The 18,295-nt window shown below is 56.0% G+C and carries 14 protein-coding genes; 8 read left to right on the top strand and 6 right to left on the bottom strand.

Annotation, left to right across the window (positions count from 1 at the left end):
- Positions 1–7: 7 nt before the first annotated feature.
- Positions 8–1,012: a type I glyceraldehyde-3-phosphate dehydrogenase gene (gene gap, locus SIC15_RS12165; RefSeq protein ID WP_412536022.1), complete on the bottom strand. Its 1,005-nt coding sequence runs from the start codon at positions 1,010–1,012 to the stop codon at positions 8–10.
- 169 nt (positions 1,013–1,181) lie between these two features.
- On the opposite strand from gap, the gene edd reads away from it, so the two are divergent.
- Together edd and glk are read left to right on the top strand one after the other, a co-directional pair.
- A complete protein-coding gene (gene edd, locus SIC15_RS12160) occupies positions 1,182–3,002 on the top strand; it encodes a phosphogluconate dehydratase (RefSeq protein ID WP_412536021.1) in 1,821 nt (606 codons plus the stop codon).
- The gene (glk, locus tag SIC15_RS12155; protein WP_412536020.1) at positions 2,999–3,964 is read left to right on the top strand and encodes a glucokinase; all 966 of its coding nucleotides are present in this window, start codon (positions 2,999–3,001) and stop codon (positions 3,962–3,964) included. Before edd ends, glk begins: the two co-directional genes overlap by 4 nt.
- A 21-nt stretch (positions 3,965–3,985) precedes the next feature.
- On the opposite strand, the gene SIC15_RS12150 is transcribed toward glk, so the two are convergent.
- Complete coding sequence (locus SIC15_RS12150) at positions 3,986–4,726, bottom strand: nitroreductase family protein (protein WP_412536019.1); 741 nt, start codon at positions 4,724–4,726, stop codon at positions 3,986–3,988.
- Between the two features lie 92 nt (positions 4,727–4,818).
- Between SIC15_RS12150 and SIC15_RS12145 the strand changes: the two genes are divergently transcribed.
- Positions 4,819–5,424: a uracil-DNA glycosylase family protein gene (locus SIC15_RS12145; RefSeq protein ID WP_412536018.1), complete on the top strand. Its 606-nt coding sequence runs from the start codon at positions 4,819–4,821 to the stop codon at positions 5,422–5,424.
- A gap of 9 nt (positions 5,425–5,433) precedes the next feature.
- Here the strand turns inward: SIC15_RS12145 and SIC15_RS12140 are convergent, their stop codons facing one another.
- Positions 5,434–7,185: an ABC transporter substrate-binding protein gene (locus SIC15_RS12140; protein ID WP_412536017.1), complete on the bottom strand. Its 1,752-nt coding sequence runs from the start codon at positions 7,183–7,185 to the stop codon at positions 5,434–5,436.
- 369 nt (positions 7,186–7,554) lie between these two features.
- Here SIC15_RS12140 and SIC15_RS12135 point away from each other — a divergent pair, with 369 nt between their 5' ends.
- Positions 7,555–8,682, top strand: a complete 1,128-nt coding sequence (locus tag SIC15_RS12135) for a porin (protein ID WP_412536016.1) — start codon at positions 7,555–7,557, stop codon at positions 8,680–8,682.
- A 161-nt stretch (positions 8,683–8,843) separates the two neighbouring features.
- Here the strand turns inward: SIC15_RS12135 and glpD are convergent, their stop codons facing one another.
- Complete coding sequence (glpD, locus tag SIC15_RS12130) at positions 8,844–10,373, bottom strand: glycerol-3-phosphate dehydrogenase (protein ID WP_412536015.1); 1,530 nt, start codon at positions 10,371–10,373, stop codon at positions 8,844–8,846.
- Between the two features lie 182 nt (positions 10,374–10,555).
- A complete protein-coding gene (locus SIC15_RS12125) occupies positions 10,556–11,314 on the bottom strand; it encodes a DeoR/GlpR family transcriptional regulator (protein ID WP_412536014.1) in 759 nt (252 codons plus the stop codon).
- A 203-nt stretch (positions 11,315–11,517) separates the two neighbouring features.
- Here SIC15_RS12125 and glpK point away from each other — a divergent pair, with 203 nt between their 5' ends.
- Positions 11,518–12,990: a glycerol kinase GlpK gene (gene glpK, locus SIC15_RS12120; protein ID WP_412536013.1), complete on the top strand. Its 1,473-nt coding sequence runs from the start codon at positions 11,518–11,520 to the stop codon at positions 12,988–12,990.
- Between the two features lie 25 nt (positions 12,991–13,015).
- Here the strand turns inward: glpK and SIC15_RS12115 are convergent, their stop codons facing one another.
- On the bottom strand, positions 13,016–14,896 hold the full coding sequence (locus SIC15_RS12115; protein ID WP_153637319.1) for a sigma-54-dependent Fis family transcriptional regulator: 1,881 nt from the start codon (positions 14,894–14,896) through the stop codon (positions 13,016–13,018).
- Between the two features lie 333 nt (positions 14,897–15,229).
- Here SIC15_RS12115 and SIC15_RS12110 point away from each other — a divergent pair, with 333 nt between their 5' ends.
- The 3 genes from SIC15_RS12110 to SIC15_RS12100 are packed head-to-tail and all read left to right on the top strand — an operon-like array spanning position 15,230 to position 18,290.
- On the top strand, positions 15,230–16,324 hold the full coding sequence (locus SIC15_RS12110; protein ID WP_136632144.1) for an ABC transporter ATP-binding protein: 1,095 nt from the start codon (positions 15,230–15,232) through the stop codon (positions 16,322–16,324).
- On the top strand, positions 16,324–17,424 hold the full coding sequence (locus SIC15_RS12105; RefSeq protein WP_412536012.1) for an ABC transporter ATP-binding protein: 1,101 nt from the start codon (positions 16,324–16,326) through the stop codon (positions 17,422–17,424). Before SIC15_RS12110 ends, SIC15_RS12105 begins: the two co-directional genes overlap by 1 nt.
- The gene (locus SIC15_RS12100; RefSeq protein ID WP_053112341.1) at positions 17,424–18,290 is read left to right on the top strand and encodes a carbohydrate ABC transporter permease; all 867 of its coding nucleotides are present in this window, start codon (positions 17,424–17,426) and stop codon (positions 18,288–18,290) included. The genes SIC15_RS12105 and SIC15_RS12100 overlap by 1 nt, the downstream gene beginning before the upstream one ends.
- Positions 18,291–18,295: the final 5 nt, after the last annotated feature.

The following is an 18,295-nucleotide window of genomic DNA, read 5'->3' as shown; positions in this document are numbered from 1 at the left end:
GCCAGTTTTACTGGCCGGCCTTGATCAGGGCGAGTGCATTATCCAGCATGCGGTTCGAGAACCCCCATTCATTATCGTACCAGGCCATGACCTTTACGTGACGGCCCAGAACGCGGGTGTGGTTGGCGTCAAAGATGCTGGAGAGCGCGTTGTGATTGAAGTCCACGCTGACCAGCTTCTCGATATTATAGCCAAGAACCGGGCTCTGCTCGGCGGCCGCTTTAACCGCTTCGTTGACTTCCTCTGCGGTAGTCTCCCGGCTGGCAATGAAGCCGAAATCCACCAGTGACACATTGATGGTGGGAACGCGAACGGCCAGGCCATCGAGTTTGCCGTCCAACTCCGGAATGACCTTGCCAATGGCGGCAGCGGCGCCGGTCTTGGTTGGGATCATTGACTGGGTGGCTGAGCGTGCCCGATAGAGGTCGGAATGGTAGACGTCGCTCAGCTTCTGATCGTTAGTGTAGGAGTGGATGGTGGTCATCAGGCCACTCTCGATACCAATGGTCTTGTGCAGGGCTTCAACCACCGGAGCCAGACAGTTTGTGGTGCAGGACGCATTGGAGATGATGTCGTGGTCGGCGGTCAGTGTTTCGTGGTTCACGCCGTATACCACCATGGCATCCGCATCAGGGCTGGGTGCCGAGATGATAACCTTGCGGGCGCCGGCCGTCAGGTGCGCCGCCGCCTTGTCGCGTTTGGTGAAAAGCCCGGTACATTCGAACACGACATCAACACGGTGGTCTTTCCAGGGCAGTTCTTCGGGGTTGCGAAGTGCGGTAATGGCAATCCGGTCCCCGTTAACGGTCAGGGATTCTGCGTCGTGACTGACGTCGGCGTTAAGTCGGCCATGAACGCTGTCATACTTGAGCAAATGAGCGTTGGTTTCGGCGTCGCCAAGGTCGTTGATGGCAACAACCTGGAGCTGGCTCCGGTAGTTATTTTCATACAATGCTCTGAGAACATTGCGACCGATGCGGCCAAAACCGTTGATTGCGATACGGATTGTCATCGTCTGACTCCTTGGGTGGTCGTTTTTTGTTCGTTTAACCTCAGCAATGTAGTAAATATAACAACAAAAAAAGAATAAATGAACGATTAAACGGTGGTAATGCTAAAAAAAGAAAGTAAAATTACATCTAAAAACGACCACTCTGATAACTTATGCAATGGAGCCCACCATGCACCCGACCGTAGACAAGGTTACCCAGAGAATTATTGAGCGCAGTCGCTCAACGCGGCAGGATTACCTGAACCGCATGAACGCTCTCAAAGCCCAATCCCCGCACCGGAGTTCTCTGTCCTGCGGCAATCTGGCCCACGGTTTTGCGGCCTGTAGTCAGGGCGACAAAGACACCCTGAAGTTCATGAACAAGGCCAATGTGGCCATGGTAACGGCCTATAACGATATGCTTTCGGCCCACCAACCCTACGAAAAGTTCCCCGATGTTATTCGGGAGGCGGCCCGGGGGATGGGGTCCGTGGCCCAGGTGGCCGGAGGCACGCCTGCCATGTGTGATGGCGTAACCCAGGGCCAGCCGGGTATGGAGCTGAGCCTGTTTTCCCGGGACACCATCGCCATGAGTACGGCCGTGGCCCTGAGCCACAACATGTTTGATGCCACGATGCTATTGGGCATCTGCGACAAGATTGTTCCGGGCCTGCTGATCGGCTCGCTGAGCTTCGGCTATCTCCCTACCATTCTGGTTCCGGCAGGCCCGATGCCTTCAGGTCTGCCGAACAAGGAAAAGCAGCGGATTCGACAGCTTTACGCCGAGGGCAAGGTTGGCAAGGATGAATTGCTGGAGGCCGAGAGCAAGTCCTATCACAGTCCGGGCACCTGTACCTTTTATGGCACCGCCAACAGCAACCAGCTGTTGGTCGAAGTCATGGGGCTGCATTTGCCGGGATCGGCTTTTGTAAATCCCAATACCCCGCTGCGCGAAGAGCTCACCCGTGCCGCAACCGAGCAGGTGATCAAATTGTCGAAGCCTCACGGAGGCGAGCTTGGTCTTGGCGATATGGTGGATGAGAAGAGCATCGTCAATGCGCTGGTAGCGCTGCTGGTTACCGGTGGCTCCACCAATCACACCATTCACTGGATCGCCATTGCCCGGGCTGCCGGTATCATCATCGACTGGAATGACTACGCCGAGCTTTCTTCCGTGGTCCCCTCCATGACCCGCATCTACCCCAATGGTCAGGAAGACGTGAATGCGTTTCACGAGGCGGGAGGTACCCCGTTCCTGATCCGGGAGCTGCTGAGCGGCGGGTACCTGCACAATGACGTAAACACGGTCGTGGGCTATGGCCTTGAGCGCTATACCGAGATGCCGGAGCTGGAGGATGAGAGGCTGGTGTGGAAGCCGGCGCCGGAAAAAAGCCTTCGGCCGGATGTGCTCAGCCCGATTGCGGAGCCGTTTGCACCCGATGGTGGGCTGAGGGTGCTCGATGGCAATCTGGGCCGGGGCGTGATCAAGGTTTCTGCCGTTGCTCCGGAACACCGGATAGTTGAAGCGCCGGCCGTGGTGTTCAACGACCAGAACGAACTAAAGGCAGCTTTCGAGGCCGGCGACCTGGATCGGGATTGCATTGTGATCGTGCGGTTCCAGGGACCCAAGAGCAATGGCATGCCAGAACTGCACAAGCTTACCCCTTACCTGGGCGTGTTGCAGGATCGAGGATTCAAGGTCGGACTGGTGACGGATGGCCGTATGTCCGGTGCGTCCGGCAAGGTGCCCGCGGCGATCCATGTCTACCCGGAGGCGCTGGATGGCGGGCCGCTGGCCAAGGTAAAAAATGGTGACCAGGTTTGTCTGGATGCGGAAAAGGGAGTTCTTGCCGTCCGCGTGGATGAGCAGGAGTTTGCCGGCCGGGACTCTGAAAAAGCGGACCTGACCGGGTATCATCACGGCTATGGTCGGGAGTTGTTTGGATGGATGCGACGTGCGGCCAGCAATCCCGAGGAAGGGGCCAGCTTTTTCTGGAATCACGAGGCATGACAGCAACACATTACTCACTGGTCGGTGACATCGGCGGCACCAATGCGCGTTTCGCACTGGTAGAGAAGGGCAGTGTGCAGCCCGGGGCTATCGAGATTCTGCCCTGCGGGGAATACACCAATCTCGATGACGCCGTGCGGGATTACTTGGCCCGGGTCGGAGTTTCAGAGGTGGATGGAGCCTGTCTGGCCGTTGCCTCACCGGTTCGAGGCACCCAGGTTCGCATGACCAACAATCACTGGCGCTTTGATATCGAAGAGGTCCGGGCGCAGTTCGGCTGGTCCAGGTTCAAGGTGATCAATGACTTTACCGCCATGGCGCTCGGCGTTCCCCATGTTCCGGACGAACACCTTGTACCTGTGTGCGGTGGGCCGGGTGACAGCCGTCGCCCCCGACTGGTTATGGGGCCTGGAACCGGGCTCGGTGTTTCGGGCCTGGTGCCCATTGAGCATGGCTGGGTACCGTTGATGACAGAAGGCGGCCACGTGGATTTCGCCCCCACCGACGATACCGAAATGGCAGTGCTGCGGATTCTCAAGGCCCGATTTGGGCGGGTGTCCGTAGAGCGTATTCTATGTGGTCAGGGCCTGTTGAATCTGTATCAGGCTCATGCCGAGATCCAGGGCGTGGCCGCCCCACTGGACGCGCCGGAAAAAATCACCGCGGCTGCGGTGGAAAACTCCGACAGCCTGGCGCGACACACGCTCCGCCACTTCTGTGAAATCCTCGGTCGGGTAGCCGGTAACGGGGTTCTGACCCTGGGCAGCACCGGCGGTGTTTATCTCTGCGGCGGAATCCTGCCCCGTTTCCTCGATTTCTTTCTGGAAAGTCCTTTCCGGAACGGCTTCGAGGATAAGGGAAGAATGCGTCCGCTGCTGGAGTTTACGCCGGTTTTCGTGGTCACCGAGCCGTACACCGGGCTGCTGGGAGCCGCTGAGGCGCTGGGCAATCCGGAGGTGTGATGCCCGAGTGCCTTTGCTGGGTCACAGGTAGTGAACCAGTTGGCTCTGATCAAAACGGTATTGGCGGTTATACACGCCGTTCTCCGCCCTCCGGCCGGCCGCCAGTACCATGGTCACCAGGCCCTTCCCGGGGAGGTTGAGCAACTTCTTCACCCTATGCTCGTCGAAACCCTCCATTGGGCAGGAATCATAGCCATGGGCCCGGAGCGCGAGCATCAGGTTCTGGGCCGCCAGGGCGGTGGATTTGGTGGCCCAGATTTTCATCTCGCAGCTTGAGTAGGGTCCCCGGGGCACAGGCCGGGTGATTCCCACGGCAAGTCCTGCCGCTTTCTTCGCTAATCCCAGAATTCCGAAGGGGCCCTGGTTGTAGTGGATGGGGGCGACTTTTCGGTAGTACTTTTCAACGATCAGCGGCAGCGTTTCTTCCGGCCAGTCTGTGAGGGCTTGTTGTGCATGAGCTCGCCAGCTATCCGGTCGGGCCACCACCACGATCAGCGCGGCGGCGGTTTTCGCGGCATTCTGGCCAAGGCAGGCGTGGGCAAGTTTTGCCTTCAGCTCCGGAGTACGAACCACGAAAAATTCCCAGGGCTGAAGGTTGCTGGAATTGGGCGCCAGGGTAGCCAGCTCCAGGCAATCCTCAAGCACTCTCTCCGGAATCGGTTCATCGGTGAAACGCCTGATTGATCGGCGAGTGCGAACGACTTTCCGGAACTCTTCTACATCTATTTCCGGCAGCGGGAGAGAGCCTGCTTTGGCATTCATAAGGTGTCCTTCGAGACTTGTTGTGTCGTGATTGTGCCTCTATCGTTACGGGAAATGCCCGTATATGCAATCGCCCTTGTGACGGAACACTCATGACTGAAGATCTTTCCCGGCTTCCCTTCGACGATCTGGTTCGGCGCGTGCGGGCGTGTACGATTTGTGCGGACGTTCTTCCACGGGGACCAAGGCCGGTCATCCAGATATCGGAAAGCGCTCGCATTCTGGTAGTCGGGCAGGCGCCGGGCAGGCGGGTGCATGAAACCGGGTTGCCCTTCAACGATCCTAGCGGCGATCGGCTTCGACAATGGATGGGGATAACCCGGGATACCTTTTACGACGAGCAAAAGCTCGCCATCCTGCCCATGGGATTTTGCTATCCGGGAACCGGGAAATCCGGGGATCTTCCGCCGCGGCCGGAGTGCGCACCGGCCTGGCGCAACCTGTTGCTGGATCGTCTGCCTCACATCGGGCTGACTTTGGTTATTGGTCAGTACGCCCATGCATGGCATCTGGACAACAGCCGCAAATCCGTCACGGCCAATGTGGAGCATTGGCAGGATTATTGGCCAGAAGTTTTGCCGATGCCTCACCCCAGCCCAAGAAATAACCTCTGGCTGCGACGGAATTCCTGGTTCGAAAGCGAGGTTGTGCCCGAACTGCAGAAGCGCGTGGCACAGCTGCTTGAGCCCGAACCCTGATGAGCCTGCTCAGCTGCCCGCGATGTCCCACTGCCTGAGCAGGTCCTCGTAACGGATGGTTTTGCCCTGGGGTTTCTCATTGTTCAGGCGAGGCTTGGGCGCACCAGGTTGGGCGAGCCACCATTCTTCGCCCTTCAGCTTTTCTTCATCCGCCATTTTAGGACCACAATCACCGGCCAGGAAGTTACGCTCGATAATAGACAAGGTTCTGTCCTGTGCTGCCGCCAAGTTATCGAGCGCCTGCTGCGGGGTCATTTTCCCCGTTACCGCATCGGCAATGTTTGGCCACCAGAGCTTGGCCAGCCGGGGGTAGTCTGGCACGTTCACTCCAGTGGGCGACCAGGCGGTTCTCGCTGGGCTCCGGTAGAACTCGACAAGGCCTCCCAGTGTTGGCGCTTTTGCCTGCATTTGCGGCGATTCCAGATCTGAAAGCCGGATGGGTGTCAGGCCGTAGAGGGTCTTCTGGAGTGACACGGTGCGCGAAACGGTGAATTGGGCATAAAGCCACGCTGCTTTCTGCTGGTCCGCCCCCATCGCTCGCGGGATGGTCCAGGCCCCCACGTCCTGATATCCGAGCTTCATACCCTCCTGCCAGTAGGCGCCGCGAGGGGAGGGCGCCATTCGCCATTTCGGGGTGCCGTCATCGTTAACGACGGGTAATCCCTCTTTTGTCATATTGGAGGTGAAGGCCGTGTACCAGAAGATCTGCTGGGCAACCCGTCCTCTGGCCGGCACGGGTCCGGCTTCAGAGAATGTCATGTCTGCAGCTTCGGGAGGAGCGAAACGCTGCAACCAGTCGATGTATTTTTCCAGTGCGTAGACCGCTGCCGGGCTGTTAGTGGCACCGCCACGACTGACGGACGAGCCAACAGGATGGCAGCCCTCCATACGAATGCCCCATTCATCGACCGGTAATCCGTTGGGAATGCCCTGGTCGCCTGCACCCGCCATGGAGAACCAGGCATCGGTGAAGCGCCATCCCAGAGATGGGTCCCGCTTGCCGTAGTCCATGTGCCCGTAGACGCGTTCGCCATCAATCTCCTGCACGTGAACCGTGAAAAATTCTGCGATGTCTTCATATGCGGACCAGTTGACCGGAACGCCAAGCTCATAGCCGTAACGCTCCCTGAATTGGGCCCTCAGTTCCGGGCGTTGGAACCAGTCGTAACGGAACCAGTACAGGTTGGCGAACTGCTGATCGGGTAGCTGATAGACCTTGCCGTCGGGGCCAGTGACGAACTCCAGGCCAATGAAATCCTCCAATGCCAGGGTTGGCAGTGTAAATGCCTTCCCTGCACCTTCCATATAATCGCTCAGCGCCAGAGCCCAGCCGCTGCGGGAATGGGTGCCAATCATGTCGGAGTCATTTACAAATGCGTCGTACCGCCCCATGGCCGCCATGATGCGCTGAAGGTTGATCTGGCGAATCACCTCGCCTTCGGGCTTCCTGTCGTGGACTACCGGAATCCCTGTCAGCATTGAAAACGCGGGTGCCAGTACCTCTGCCTCGTAGTCATGGGTCGGCAATTGTTCGGAGAGAACGGATATCGATTTTCCCTGGAGCTCTGCGGCTGCGTGGGTAAACCAGGCGAGCTCTTCAGCCTGTTCGTCTTCCGACAGGGTCGAATCCGGGAAGTGGTCTTGGATCAGTGTGCGGATAAGCGATCGCTTCTCATTGGGAAGTGAGTCGAAGAGGGGGGCCGCGATTACCGGCTGGCTCACCAGTAGTATCAGGCCGACTAGCAACGGGTATTTGTTCATGATCGCCTCTTGTTTTTGTTGCTTTTCGTACAATTTACGATCATATGGTTCGATTTAAAGTTCGTCAACGAAAAATTTTATTTCGAGAGCACAGTGATTTAAATTCAACAAAAACAAATAGTTGACCGTTTGTTCTTCTTTCGGAACCCTTCTTAAGGTATTTTAAACGAAAATTTTTTCGATCATAAACTTTCTATTTGCAATTTTCAGCGCTAAATTTGTTCTGTTTCGAACCAGTATGGCGCAATGCGAAAGCCAGGCGGTTCGTTAACGAAGTCAGTCGCCAGGCGTTTCGCCGCGGCTATGTCCATGGGCAAAGCGTTTCAGGTGGCTTCGACAGTTCAGCGCTAACAAAAACAGGAAGCTAACATGATCGAAAATGACAATGTCTCTGTGTCGTCCAACAACCGTTCTTTCCGGAAGGCCCCATTGGCAGCCTCCCTGCTGCTGGCGGCAGGGGTCTGCTCGCCAGCCCTGGCGGAGGTGTCCTTTGAATCTGATAACGGTTGGAAGGCGGGCTTTAATGGTCACATTCCGATCTTTGCGGTGTTCGGCAATTATGACCAACCAACGGATGAAGATTCGTTTACCATCACGACCGGTTTCAACCCGGCAACACTGCAAAACAACATTTATGCACCGACCCAAAATGGTCTGGAAGTGTCCGGCCATTTCCAGATGAACGCCAATATTGCGCCGGGTGATGCCAACGCCGATTTTCGCAGCCGGGTCTCCGAGATTGCCGTGGCCGGCGATTTCGGCAAGGTGAACATTGGTAAGGGCTTTGGTATTTATGGGGTTCCTGCCATTGGCGATAACGGCAGCGCTTTGGGCGTCGGCCTGATCGGTGGCCCGGACCAGGTAGCAGCAACGGCCGGGCGTATCGGAAACGGCTACTTCTACGCCAACTTCACACCCCGTGTGATGTACACCTCCAACAGCCTGGGCGGCCTGCAGTTCAAGGTCGGTTTGTTCAGCCCCTCAAAGGTGGATGGCGTTGCCGATGCCGAGTACACCATGCCGCGCATCGAAGCGAACGTGGTCTATTCGGGCAACAATTTCTCCATCTGGTCCAGTGGTTTCACGCAGGACGTGGACTCCAAGACCGGTACCTTTGATGACTACACCATGTCCGGTATCGACTTCGGCGGTTCAGTCTCTCTTGGTGGCCTGTCTGTTCGCGGCAACTACGGCATGACCCAGGGTACAGGCAACGGGGTGTTTGCCGCCCGTCTGGATCCGAACGAAGAAGATGCCAGTCAGTGGTATGTTGAAACTACTTACCAGATCAACAGAACCACGCTGGGGGTCAGTTATGGCGAAGGTGAGGACGATTTCATCGCCGGCGATGGTGATGATACCGATCTGACCATGCTCTTCGCTCGCTATGCGGCGACAGACCACCTGACCCTGATGGCGGAATACACAACACTGGGCACTGGCAATGGCCAGGGCGAATACGATGCGATCATCTTTGGTTCGCAGCTGACGTTCTGATTGTTACAGGCAGTGGTAGGTACCCTCGACAGAGGGGCGTAAAAGGTTGAGGTTGGTGCCTCAACCTTTTTTGTTGTAGGAGATTCCGGAAATGTAAGGGACGCAACAAAAAAGCTCCGGGCGGAGCTTGTCCGGCCGGAGCAAAGATGCCTGAGAGAGCTTCAGGCGCTGTGGTGGAGAGCAGTCTTGCGATTATCAGTAGGGACAGCTTTCATCAGAAAACGTTCCAGGCCTTCAACATCGGAGTCGCTGGCGTAAAGTCCCTGTTTGGTCCGGCGCCAGAGAATGTCCTCCGACGTCATGGCCCATTCGTTCTTGATCAGGTGCTCGACTTCCCGCTCGTAGAGAGTCCCGGCGAAATGAATGCCCAGGTCGTCCATCGAATGGCAGTCCCGGAGAATGTCATAGCTGGTGGTGCCATAGGTACGTACGTAGCGGCTGATCACCTTCTCGGAGAGCCAGGGAAAGTCCCGCCTGAGTTTTTCTTCAAGAGCCTCGTGGTTGGCAAAGTCACCCCCAGGTAGAACTCCGGTTTTGGTCCAGCGCCCGCCGGCCTCAGGAAAGAACTGGCACAGTTTGTCGGTGGCAGCCTCGGCCAGCTTGCGGTAGGTGGTGATCTTGCCTCCAAATACCGAAATCAGTGGCGCCTTGCCTTTCTCACTATTGACCTCGAAGGAGTAGTCCCGAGATGCCTTCTGGGCATTTTCCTGCTCGTCGTCCATTAGAGGGCGCACACCGGAGTAAGACCAGATCACATCCGAGGGTTCAAGCTGTCGCTTGAAATGTGAGTTCACGATGTTCAGCAGATAGTCGGTTTCTTCTGGTGAAATTTTCGCTTTCTTGGGGTCACCTTCGTAATCTACATCGGTGGTGCCCACCAGCGAGAATTCATCCTCGTAGGGAATAACAAACACGATCCGCTCGTCTTCGTTCTGAAGGATGTAGGCCTCGGTACCCTTGTTAAGTCTGGGAACCACAATATGGCTGCCTTTGACCATGCGAATCATTTTCGGCGCCGGCATCGACAGGGTTTCACCGAATAACTTGCTTACCCAGGGACCAGAAGCATTCACAATGGCCTTGGCTGATACCGTCCTTTCGGTTTCATCGGTCATGTCCCGCAGGGTAACTTTCCAATCATGGGTGCCCTGTTCGGCCTTGACACATTTGGTGCGGGTGCAGATCTGCGCGCCAAACTGCTGTGCTTTTTTCGCAGTCAGAACCACCAGGCGAGCATCGTCGACCCAGCCATCCGAGTACTCGAATCCCTTGGTGATATCCGGTTTCAGCGGATCGTTCTCACCGAACTTGATGGAGCGTGAGCCCGGAAGGATTTCCCGTTTCGCCAGGTGGTCGTAGAGAAAGAGGCCGGTGCGAATCATCCAGGCTGGGCGCAGGTGCGGTCGGTGCGGTAGCCGAAAGCGCATTGGCCACATGATATGTGGGGAATTGCGAAGCAGTGATTCGCGCTCCGCCAATGCCTCCCGGACCAGTCGGAATTCATAGTGTTCCAGATAGCGCAGACCGCCGTGTATAAGCTTGCTGCTGCTGGATGACGTGGCTGACGCCAGATCATTCATTTCGCATAGGAGGACTTTTAGGCCTCTCCCGGCTGCGTCCATGGCAATGCCGGTGCCGTTGACTCCGCCGCCAACGACAATAACGTCAAACTGTTCGTGCTCCAAAGTCATTGTTGGTCATCTCCTGACGCCAATGGAAAAGACGCTTTGTTGTCATGCGCACTTTTCAATGTTCAACATGCGATATGACACTATTATGCGAAAGGCTTTTATATTCGTAAAGGAAAAAATAGAAAAAAAACGAAAAGAAGGAGGCGATCACGTTTTCGGATAGGGAGGGAAGCGAAAAACAATCAGACGATATGAAGCTGTACGTTGTGTTCGGTCAGCAGCTGGCGGATTTCAACGGGAGGTTGCTGGTCGGTGAAGACGTGATCAGCCTGGGAAATGCTTCCCAGACGGACCATGGCATTGCGTCCGAACTTGGAATGGTCGGCTGCCAGAAGAACCTGGTTGGAGTTGGCAATAATTGCCTGGGCCACTCGGACCTCGCGGTAATCAAAATCCAGGGGAGAGCCGTCGTTATGAATGCCGCTTATGCCGATGATGCCGAAGTCCATCTTGAACTGGTTGATGAAATCCCGGGTGGCTTCGCCGACAATGCCGCCGTCCCGATTGCGGACCTCGCCGCCCGCAATGATTACGTGGAAATCTTCCTTGGCCGAGAGAATGGACGCGACATGGAGGTTGTTGGTAACGATCTGCAGGTTGTTTTTTTCCAGCAGGGCCTTGGCGATGGTCTCGGTGGTGGTGCCGATATTGATGAACATGGAGGAATTGTCCGGAATCAAATCTACCAGCGCCTCGGCGATTCTTTCCTTGGCTTCCAGATCCATGATCTTGCGGGCCTGATAAGCGGTATTAACCGTGCTGGAATCAATCCCTGCTCCGCCGTGGTGTCTGCGGAGCTTTTTCTGCTTGGCGAGTTCGTTCAGATCGCGGCGGATGGTCTGCGGCGTTACCTTGAACTGGTCTACCAGCTGTTCGGTGGTGACGAATCCGTTCTGCTGGATCAGCTCCATAATCAGATCCTGTCGGCGACGCTGTGCCATTAAAATTTCCTCCGCTTTGTCATTTTTCTCATGCGAAATGCTGTGCGTCCGAAAACAGTCTCAAAGTTTAGTAGTTTTCAGCGGGTTATGCAGCTTTTTTAAAAGGTTTGGCTAGTGATATGCGCGCTTGCCGTGAAAATTGCTTGGCATTTATGTTCAAAAAAGTAAAAATGCGAAAAAATAAGAAACCGAGGTCGAACATTATGAGCCAATACATACTTTCCATCGATCAGGGGACTACCAGTTCCCGCGCCATACTCTTTGACCTGCAGGGCAACATACACGCCACCCGCCAACAAGAGTTTCCGCAACATTTTCCGGCTAGTGGCTGGGTTGAGCACAATCCGGAAGACCTGTGGTCATCGGTTCAGCAAACTTGCAACGCCGTCATGGCCGAAGAGTGTGGTGATCGTGGTGAAGTGGTTGCTGTAGGCATCACCAACCAACGCGAGACCACAGTGGTCTGGGATCGCAAAACCGGAGAGCCCGTCTACAATGCCATTGTCTGGCAGGATCGGCGAACGGCCTCCTATTGCGAGTCCCTGAAAAGCGAAGGCCTCGAACCCTGGGTCAACAGCAAGACCGGTTTGCTGATTGATCCCTATTTTTCTGCCACCAAGATTCGCTGGATTCTGGAAAATGTCTCCGGAGTAAGGGAGCGGGCGGAACGCGGGGAGCTTGCATTCGGCACCGTCGACAGCTTTTTGTTGTGGCGATTGACTGGTGGTCGCGAGCATAGAACGGACGCCACCAATGCCAGCCGTACGATGCTGTTCAATATCCACAACCAGAAATGGGATCCGGAGCTTCTGGAACTCTTTGATATTCCCGAATCGCTGCTTCCGGAGGTAATGGACTCCGCCGATCAGTTTGGGCGGATCACCGAGGGTGGGGCTCTCAACGGTGCCTCTGTGCTGGGTGTGGCCGGCGATCAGCAAGCGGCCCTTTTCGGCCAGACCTGCTTTGGAATTGGCATGGCGAAGAGCACCTATGGCACTGGCTGTTTCCTGATGCTCAATACTGGTGACAAGGCTCTGCAATCTGAGCACCGCTTGCTTACCACGGTGGCATACAGAGTGAATGGCAAGCCTACCTACGCCCTTGAAGGCAGTATTTTTATCGCCGGGGCCACCATTCAATGGCTGCGGGACGGCCTTCAGCTTATTCGTGACGCCTGTGAAACAGAACCGCTGGCGGAGGGGACGCCCGTCGACCACGGTGTTTATCTGGTGCCGGCTTTTACCGGGTTGGGTGCGCCGTACTGGGACCCCAATGCACGGGGCGCCATCTTCGGTCTTACCCGCGATACCGGCATCAAGGAGATTGTCACGGCGGGCCTGCAATCTGTTTGCTATCAAACCAAGGACCTGCAAAAGGCTATGGAAAAAGACGGGATTCGGCCGGTCAACCTGAGGGTTGATGGTGGCATGGTGGCCAATAACTGGGTACTTCAGTTTCTGGCCGACATTCTCGGTGCCCGCGTGGATCGCCCGTCGCTGGTTGAAACCACGGCATTGGGCGCTGCCTATCTTGCTGGCCTGAAGGCCGGTGTCTATGGCTCTCTCGAGGAGCTTTCCGAACTATGGCGATGTGACCGGAGTTTTGAACCCGTCATGACGAAAGAGAAGCGGGACGCGCTGTATGATGGCTGGTTCCAGGCGGTTCAAAAGCTCTGACACCAGGCTTCTGCGGGTATGGGTTTCATCGAACACCAAGTTCCCGCAGACGCTTGTATAGCGTGTTACGGCTGATTGCCAGTTCTCTGGCGGCCTGAGATACATTGCCTGTGCACTTTTGATAGACCCTGAGCGTTCTGGCGAGTGTATCTTCAGGTTCCGCTTCAATGCCCGGAACAGATGGCTGCGGGATATTCTGATCGGATTCCCCGCCCGAGCTGGTCTCGAATTCAGCAAGGAAGTCTTCCGGCAAATGCCACACCTGCACGTCCTCCCCGTCGGCAATGGCGATAGCCACCCGCAGCACATTGACCAGTTGCCGGATGTTACCGGGCCAAGGATGGTTTTCCAGGGCCGAGAGTACCTTGGGCGACAGCTGTTCTGATTGCCCCGGATCACGGTAACGGGAATAGAGGGTCTGTATCAGCAGCAATCTGTCGGCGCGGTCCCGAAGCGCAGGGAGTTCCACGCATAGCCCGTTGATCCGGTAATAGAGGTCTGCCCTGAAATGACCGCTTTCGATCCTTGAGCCCAGTGGTCGGTTGGTCGCCGTGACCAGCAGAATATCAACAGGGACGCTGTCGGTAGAGCCGACCGGAGTAACCAACCGTTCCTGGAGTACCCGGAGCAGCCTTGATTGGGCAGAAAGGGGCATTTCGCCGATTTCGTCCAGAAACAGAATGCCTTTGTGGGCCTTTCGGATAAAACCGAGTGAGCCTTGCGCCCGCGCGCCTGTGAAGGCGCCTGCTTCGTAACCGAACAATTCAGATTCGACCAGTTCCGGGGGGATAGCCGCGCAGTTAACCGCCACCAGCGGTTGATCCTTGCGCGGCGATGCCCGATGAAGCGCCTTGACCAGAACTTCCTTGCCGACCCCGGTCTCGCCCGTGATCAGAACCGGTAGCCCCCGCTGCAGCACCTTGAGACTCTGTGCCGCACATCGCTTCACGGCTGAATCCCCGTACTCGAGTTTGTCGATACCCAAAAATTCATCGGAATGCCTGCCCTCGTCCGAGAGTGGTAACGGACCATTTTCGGCGTTGTTGTCGACAACCCGGGTAGGGCGCTTGATCCGGGCGCTCAGTCGCACCTTACTGCGGGTGGTCAGTTGCAGGTTTTCGGTCTCCGGATGGCCAAGAATGTGATTCCGACGGCCGGTGAAAAGTTCCTCCAGACGGGCCCCCACGGTATTCATCCCCAGCAACTGGTCCGCCCGCTGGTTACTGGCGATGACCCGTCCGGAATCATCGCACAATAGAATCCCCGACCAGGGGCTGTCGAAGTTATCCGCCGTGGTATTCAGGGTGATCTGGAAATGATCGGGGCCGAACTGGCGGTTGATGAGTCGGTTTTCCACGGATTGGGAAAGCAGGCGGACCATGCCCAGGGTGTGGGCCTGGGGCAGGTAGGCATCGCTGAACACGCTGAGAACACCGGCAATCTGCCTGTGGGCATCGAAAATCGGTGCCGCAGAACCAATGATGCTCCGGTTCGTTTTCAGGAAATGTTCGTTTCGCTGAATCTGAACGGGGGCACCGACAGCAATAGAGGTGCCGATGGCGTTGGTACCGCAGTTCTGCTCCTGCCAGTTTGCCCCAGTCTGGAACCAGGGTTTCAGTCGGGTCTCTGTAATGCGTTCATCGCCCCAGCTGTTCAATACCGTGGCGTGCTGATCGGCGAGCAGAATAAGGCAGCGGCTGTTGGAAAGTACGTTCCGGTAGTAGGGCAGAACCTCAGCCTCGGTTACTGAGAGCAATTCGCTGTATTTTCGGTTTATTTCTTCCAGCCTGGCAGACTCTGGAACCAGAGGTATTGGCTCATGGTCGTGATCAAGGCCCCAGGCAATGCAACGGTCCCAGGAATCGGCAATAACGCTCCGGTAATCCGAATATTCGTTTTTTCTCATCAGGCGTCACTCAGGTGTTCGTTTGTTGTTCTGGCAGACGACTTGAGCAGCTAACGTGGGCAACTTCGTCAAACGTGCTGCTCAATCATCTGTGCAAATCCTGTTCACGTCAATGTTCAATTTGAACAAAGTATTGCTAAACGAACATTTGTATTTTCGTATGAGGAATTTCACGCAAAATAAAAGGGTATACAAAACAATGGAGTAAGTAAGATTACCTACTCAGACGTGCAAGCTGGTATAGCCTTTGCGTAAGGAGATTCGAAATCGAATTTCCGTGGCCGATGCAAACCGGTCAGGAGTGCGTTTCCACAAGAACAAAAAGGAAAGCCTATGTCCTTAACACTGGAGAATCTCTCCCGTGAGGTCGACGGTGTCGACTATATCCGGGATGCCAGCCTCACCTTTGAGGCAGGTTCCTTTAACGTTCTGCTCGGCCGGACACTGGCCGGCAAGACCTCACTGATGCGACTGATGGCAGGGCTGGACAAGCCTGATAGCGGCCGTCTGATCTACAACGGTGAGGACGTTACAGGGCAGAGCGTGCAGAGCCGAAATATTTCGATGATCTATCAGCAGTTCATCAACTACCCCAACCTGACTGTCTACGAAAACATTGCCTCGCCCCTGCGGCTTGCAAAGATGGCTGAGTCCGAGATTGATCGGAGGGTGAAAGAAACCGCGTCGATGCTTCGGATCGACCCGTTGCTCAAGCGTTACCCGCTGGAGCTGTCCGGAGGCCAGCAGCAACGAACTGCCATGGCCCGGGCGCTGGTGAAGGATGCCACCCTGGTGCTGTTCGATGAGCCCCTGGTCAACCTCGATTACAAGCTGCGCGAAGAGCTCAGGGCGGAATTGCGGGACCTGTTCCGCGAGCGTCAGTGTATCGCGGTTTACGCCACCACAGAGGCCAACGAGGCACTGGCGCTCGGTGGCACAACCACATTGTTACACGAAGGGCAGGTTGTTCAGACGGGCCCGGTGATGGATGTGTACCGCGCGCCCGTGAACACCCTCGCTGCACAGTTGTTCAGTGAACCTCCGATGAACATGATTCGCGGACGTGTATCCGAAACCGAGGTGACCTTCGACGAGTATTCGCACCACGCGCTGACCCAGGAGCTGGCCAAGCTGCAACCGGGAGACTACTGGTTCGGGATCCGACCCAGCCATATCGGTCTTGTGCCGACCAGCGACGATGATCTGGAAATGTCCATGGAGGTGGAACTCAGCGAAATCAGTGGTTCTGAAACCTTCATGCATGTGGAGAACAGTCATTTCGAAATGGTGTTGCAGTTGATGGGGGTGCATCAGTACCACACAGGCTCACCAATAAAGGTTTACCTGCCCATCAATAAACTGTTCGTGTTCGATAACAACGAACAACTGGTGCACACACCGTCTCAGGTTTCAGGAGGGTCTGTCTGATGGCCGAAATTCAATTGAAATCACTCGCCCACAGTTACAGTGATATGCCCCAGGGCCCAGACGATTATGCCATTCGTCAGCTCGACCATGTCTGGCACAAGGGTGGGGCGTACGCACTGCTGGGTCCGTCCGGTTGCGGAAAAAGCACCATGCTGAACATCATCTCCGGGCTTGTTCAGCCCTCCGAGGGGGATGTCCTGTTTGATGGAAAGCGTGTCAACGAGCTTTCCCCGCGAGACAGGAATATCGCCCAGGTTTTCCAGTTTCCGGTCATCTACGACTCAATGACGGTTTACGACAACCTGGCGTTTCCGCTCAAGAACAACAAGGTTCCGGCCTCCAAGATCAAGGCCCGTGTTCATGAGATTGCGGAAGTCCTGGAGATCGAGGACAAGCTCTACAAGAAGGCAAAGAACCTGACCGCGGACGAGAAGCAGAAGGTGTCCATGGGCCGTGGCCTGGTGAGGGAAGACGTGTCGGCAATTCTGTTTGATGAGCCCCTGACCGTGATTGATCCGCAGCTTAAGTGGAAGCTGCGCCGCAAGCTCAAACAGATTCACGAGCAGTTCGATATTACCATGGTGTATGTCACCCACGACCAGCTCGAAGCCTCCACCTTTGCCGACAAAATTGCCGTGATGTACGGCGGACAGATTGTGCAGTTTGGCACCCCTACCGAGCTCTTCGAGCAGCCCAACCACACGTTCGTGGGTTTCTTTATCGGAAGCCCGGGGATGAACCTCATCGAGGTACAGAGATGCCCCCGTGGCGTGTGTTTCGGAAGCACGGTTGTGGCACTTGAGCCCTGGCAGGTTGATGTCCTGCAGCGGACCAGGTCCACCAACATCAAGATCGGAATACGTCCTGAGTTCGTGGAGGTGTCCTCCGTGGCTTCAGACGATACCTTCGAGGCCGAGGTCCTGGATGTCGAGGACCTCGGTACCTACAAGATCGTTACCGTGCAGCTTGACCGCGAAAATATAAAAGTTCGGCAGAGCGAGGACTTCGCCGCATCTATTGGCAGCCGGGTTCATCTCTCGTTCCCGAAGCAATGGCTAAAGCTGTATGTGGATGAATTCCTGGTACAGGAGCAACAGTGATGCAAAAGGTACAAAACAACAAAGCCTGGTGGCTGGTGCTGCCAGTATTCCTGCTCGTTGCCTTCTCGGCACTGATTCCCCTGATGACCGTGGTGAATTATTCGGTTCAGGACATTTTCGGACCGGGCCAGGCGTTCTTCGTGGGCACCGAATGGTTCAAGGAGGTATTGACGGATGAGCGTCTTCAGGATTCCTTGATTCGTCAGTTCATCTTCTCCGGTGCGGTCCTGCTGATTCAGATTCCCCTCGGGATCGGAGTGGCGCTGATGATGCCCAAATCAGGTATCAAGGGGTCGCTGTGTCTGATTCTGCTGGCCATTCCCCTGCTGATTCCCTGGAACGTGGTTGGCACCATCTGGCAGATTTTCGCCCGCGGTGACATTGGTCTGTTCGGCTGGGGCATCAACCAACTGGGTATCGATTACAACTACACCGGTGACACTCTCGATGCCTGGTTGACGGTGCTGCTCATGGACGTATGGCACTGGACACCTCTGGTGGCGCTGCTTTGCTATTCCGGGCTGCGGGCGATTCCCGAGGCGTTCTATCAGGCCGCGGAAATCGATCGGGCTTCAAAGTGGGCTGTGTTCCGCTACATCCAGCTGCCCCGCCTCAAGAGCGTGCTGATCATCGCCGTGCTGCTCCGCTTCATGGACAGTTTCATGATCTATATCGAGCCGTTCGTGCTGACTGGCGGCGGGCCTGGCAGCTCGACCACCTTCTTGAGTCAGACGCTGACCACCATGGCGATAGGGCAGTTTGACCTGGGGCGTGCGGCGGCATTCTCGCTGATCTACTTCCTCATCGTGCTGCTGATTTCCTGGCTGTTCTTTACCGCCATTACGCACGCAGACAAAGAAAAATAAGGAGA

The sequence above is a fragment of the Marinobacter sp. MIT932201 genome, from assembly GCF_047123295.1.
Taxonomy (GTDB): domain Bacteria; phylum Pseudomonadota; class Gammaproteobacteria; order Pseudomonadales; family Oleiphilaceae; genus Marinobacter; species Marinobacter salsuginis.
This window is presented reverse-complemented; position numbering and strand designations above follow the sequence as displayed.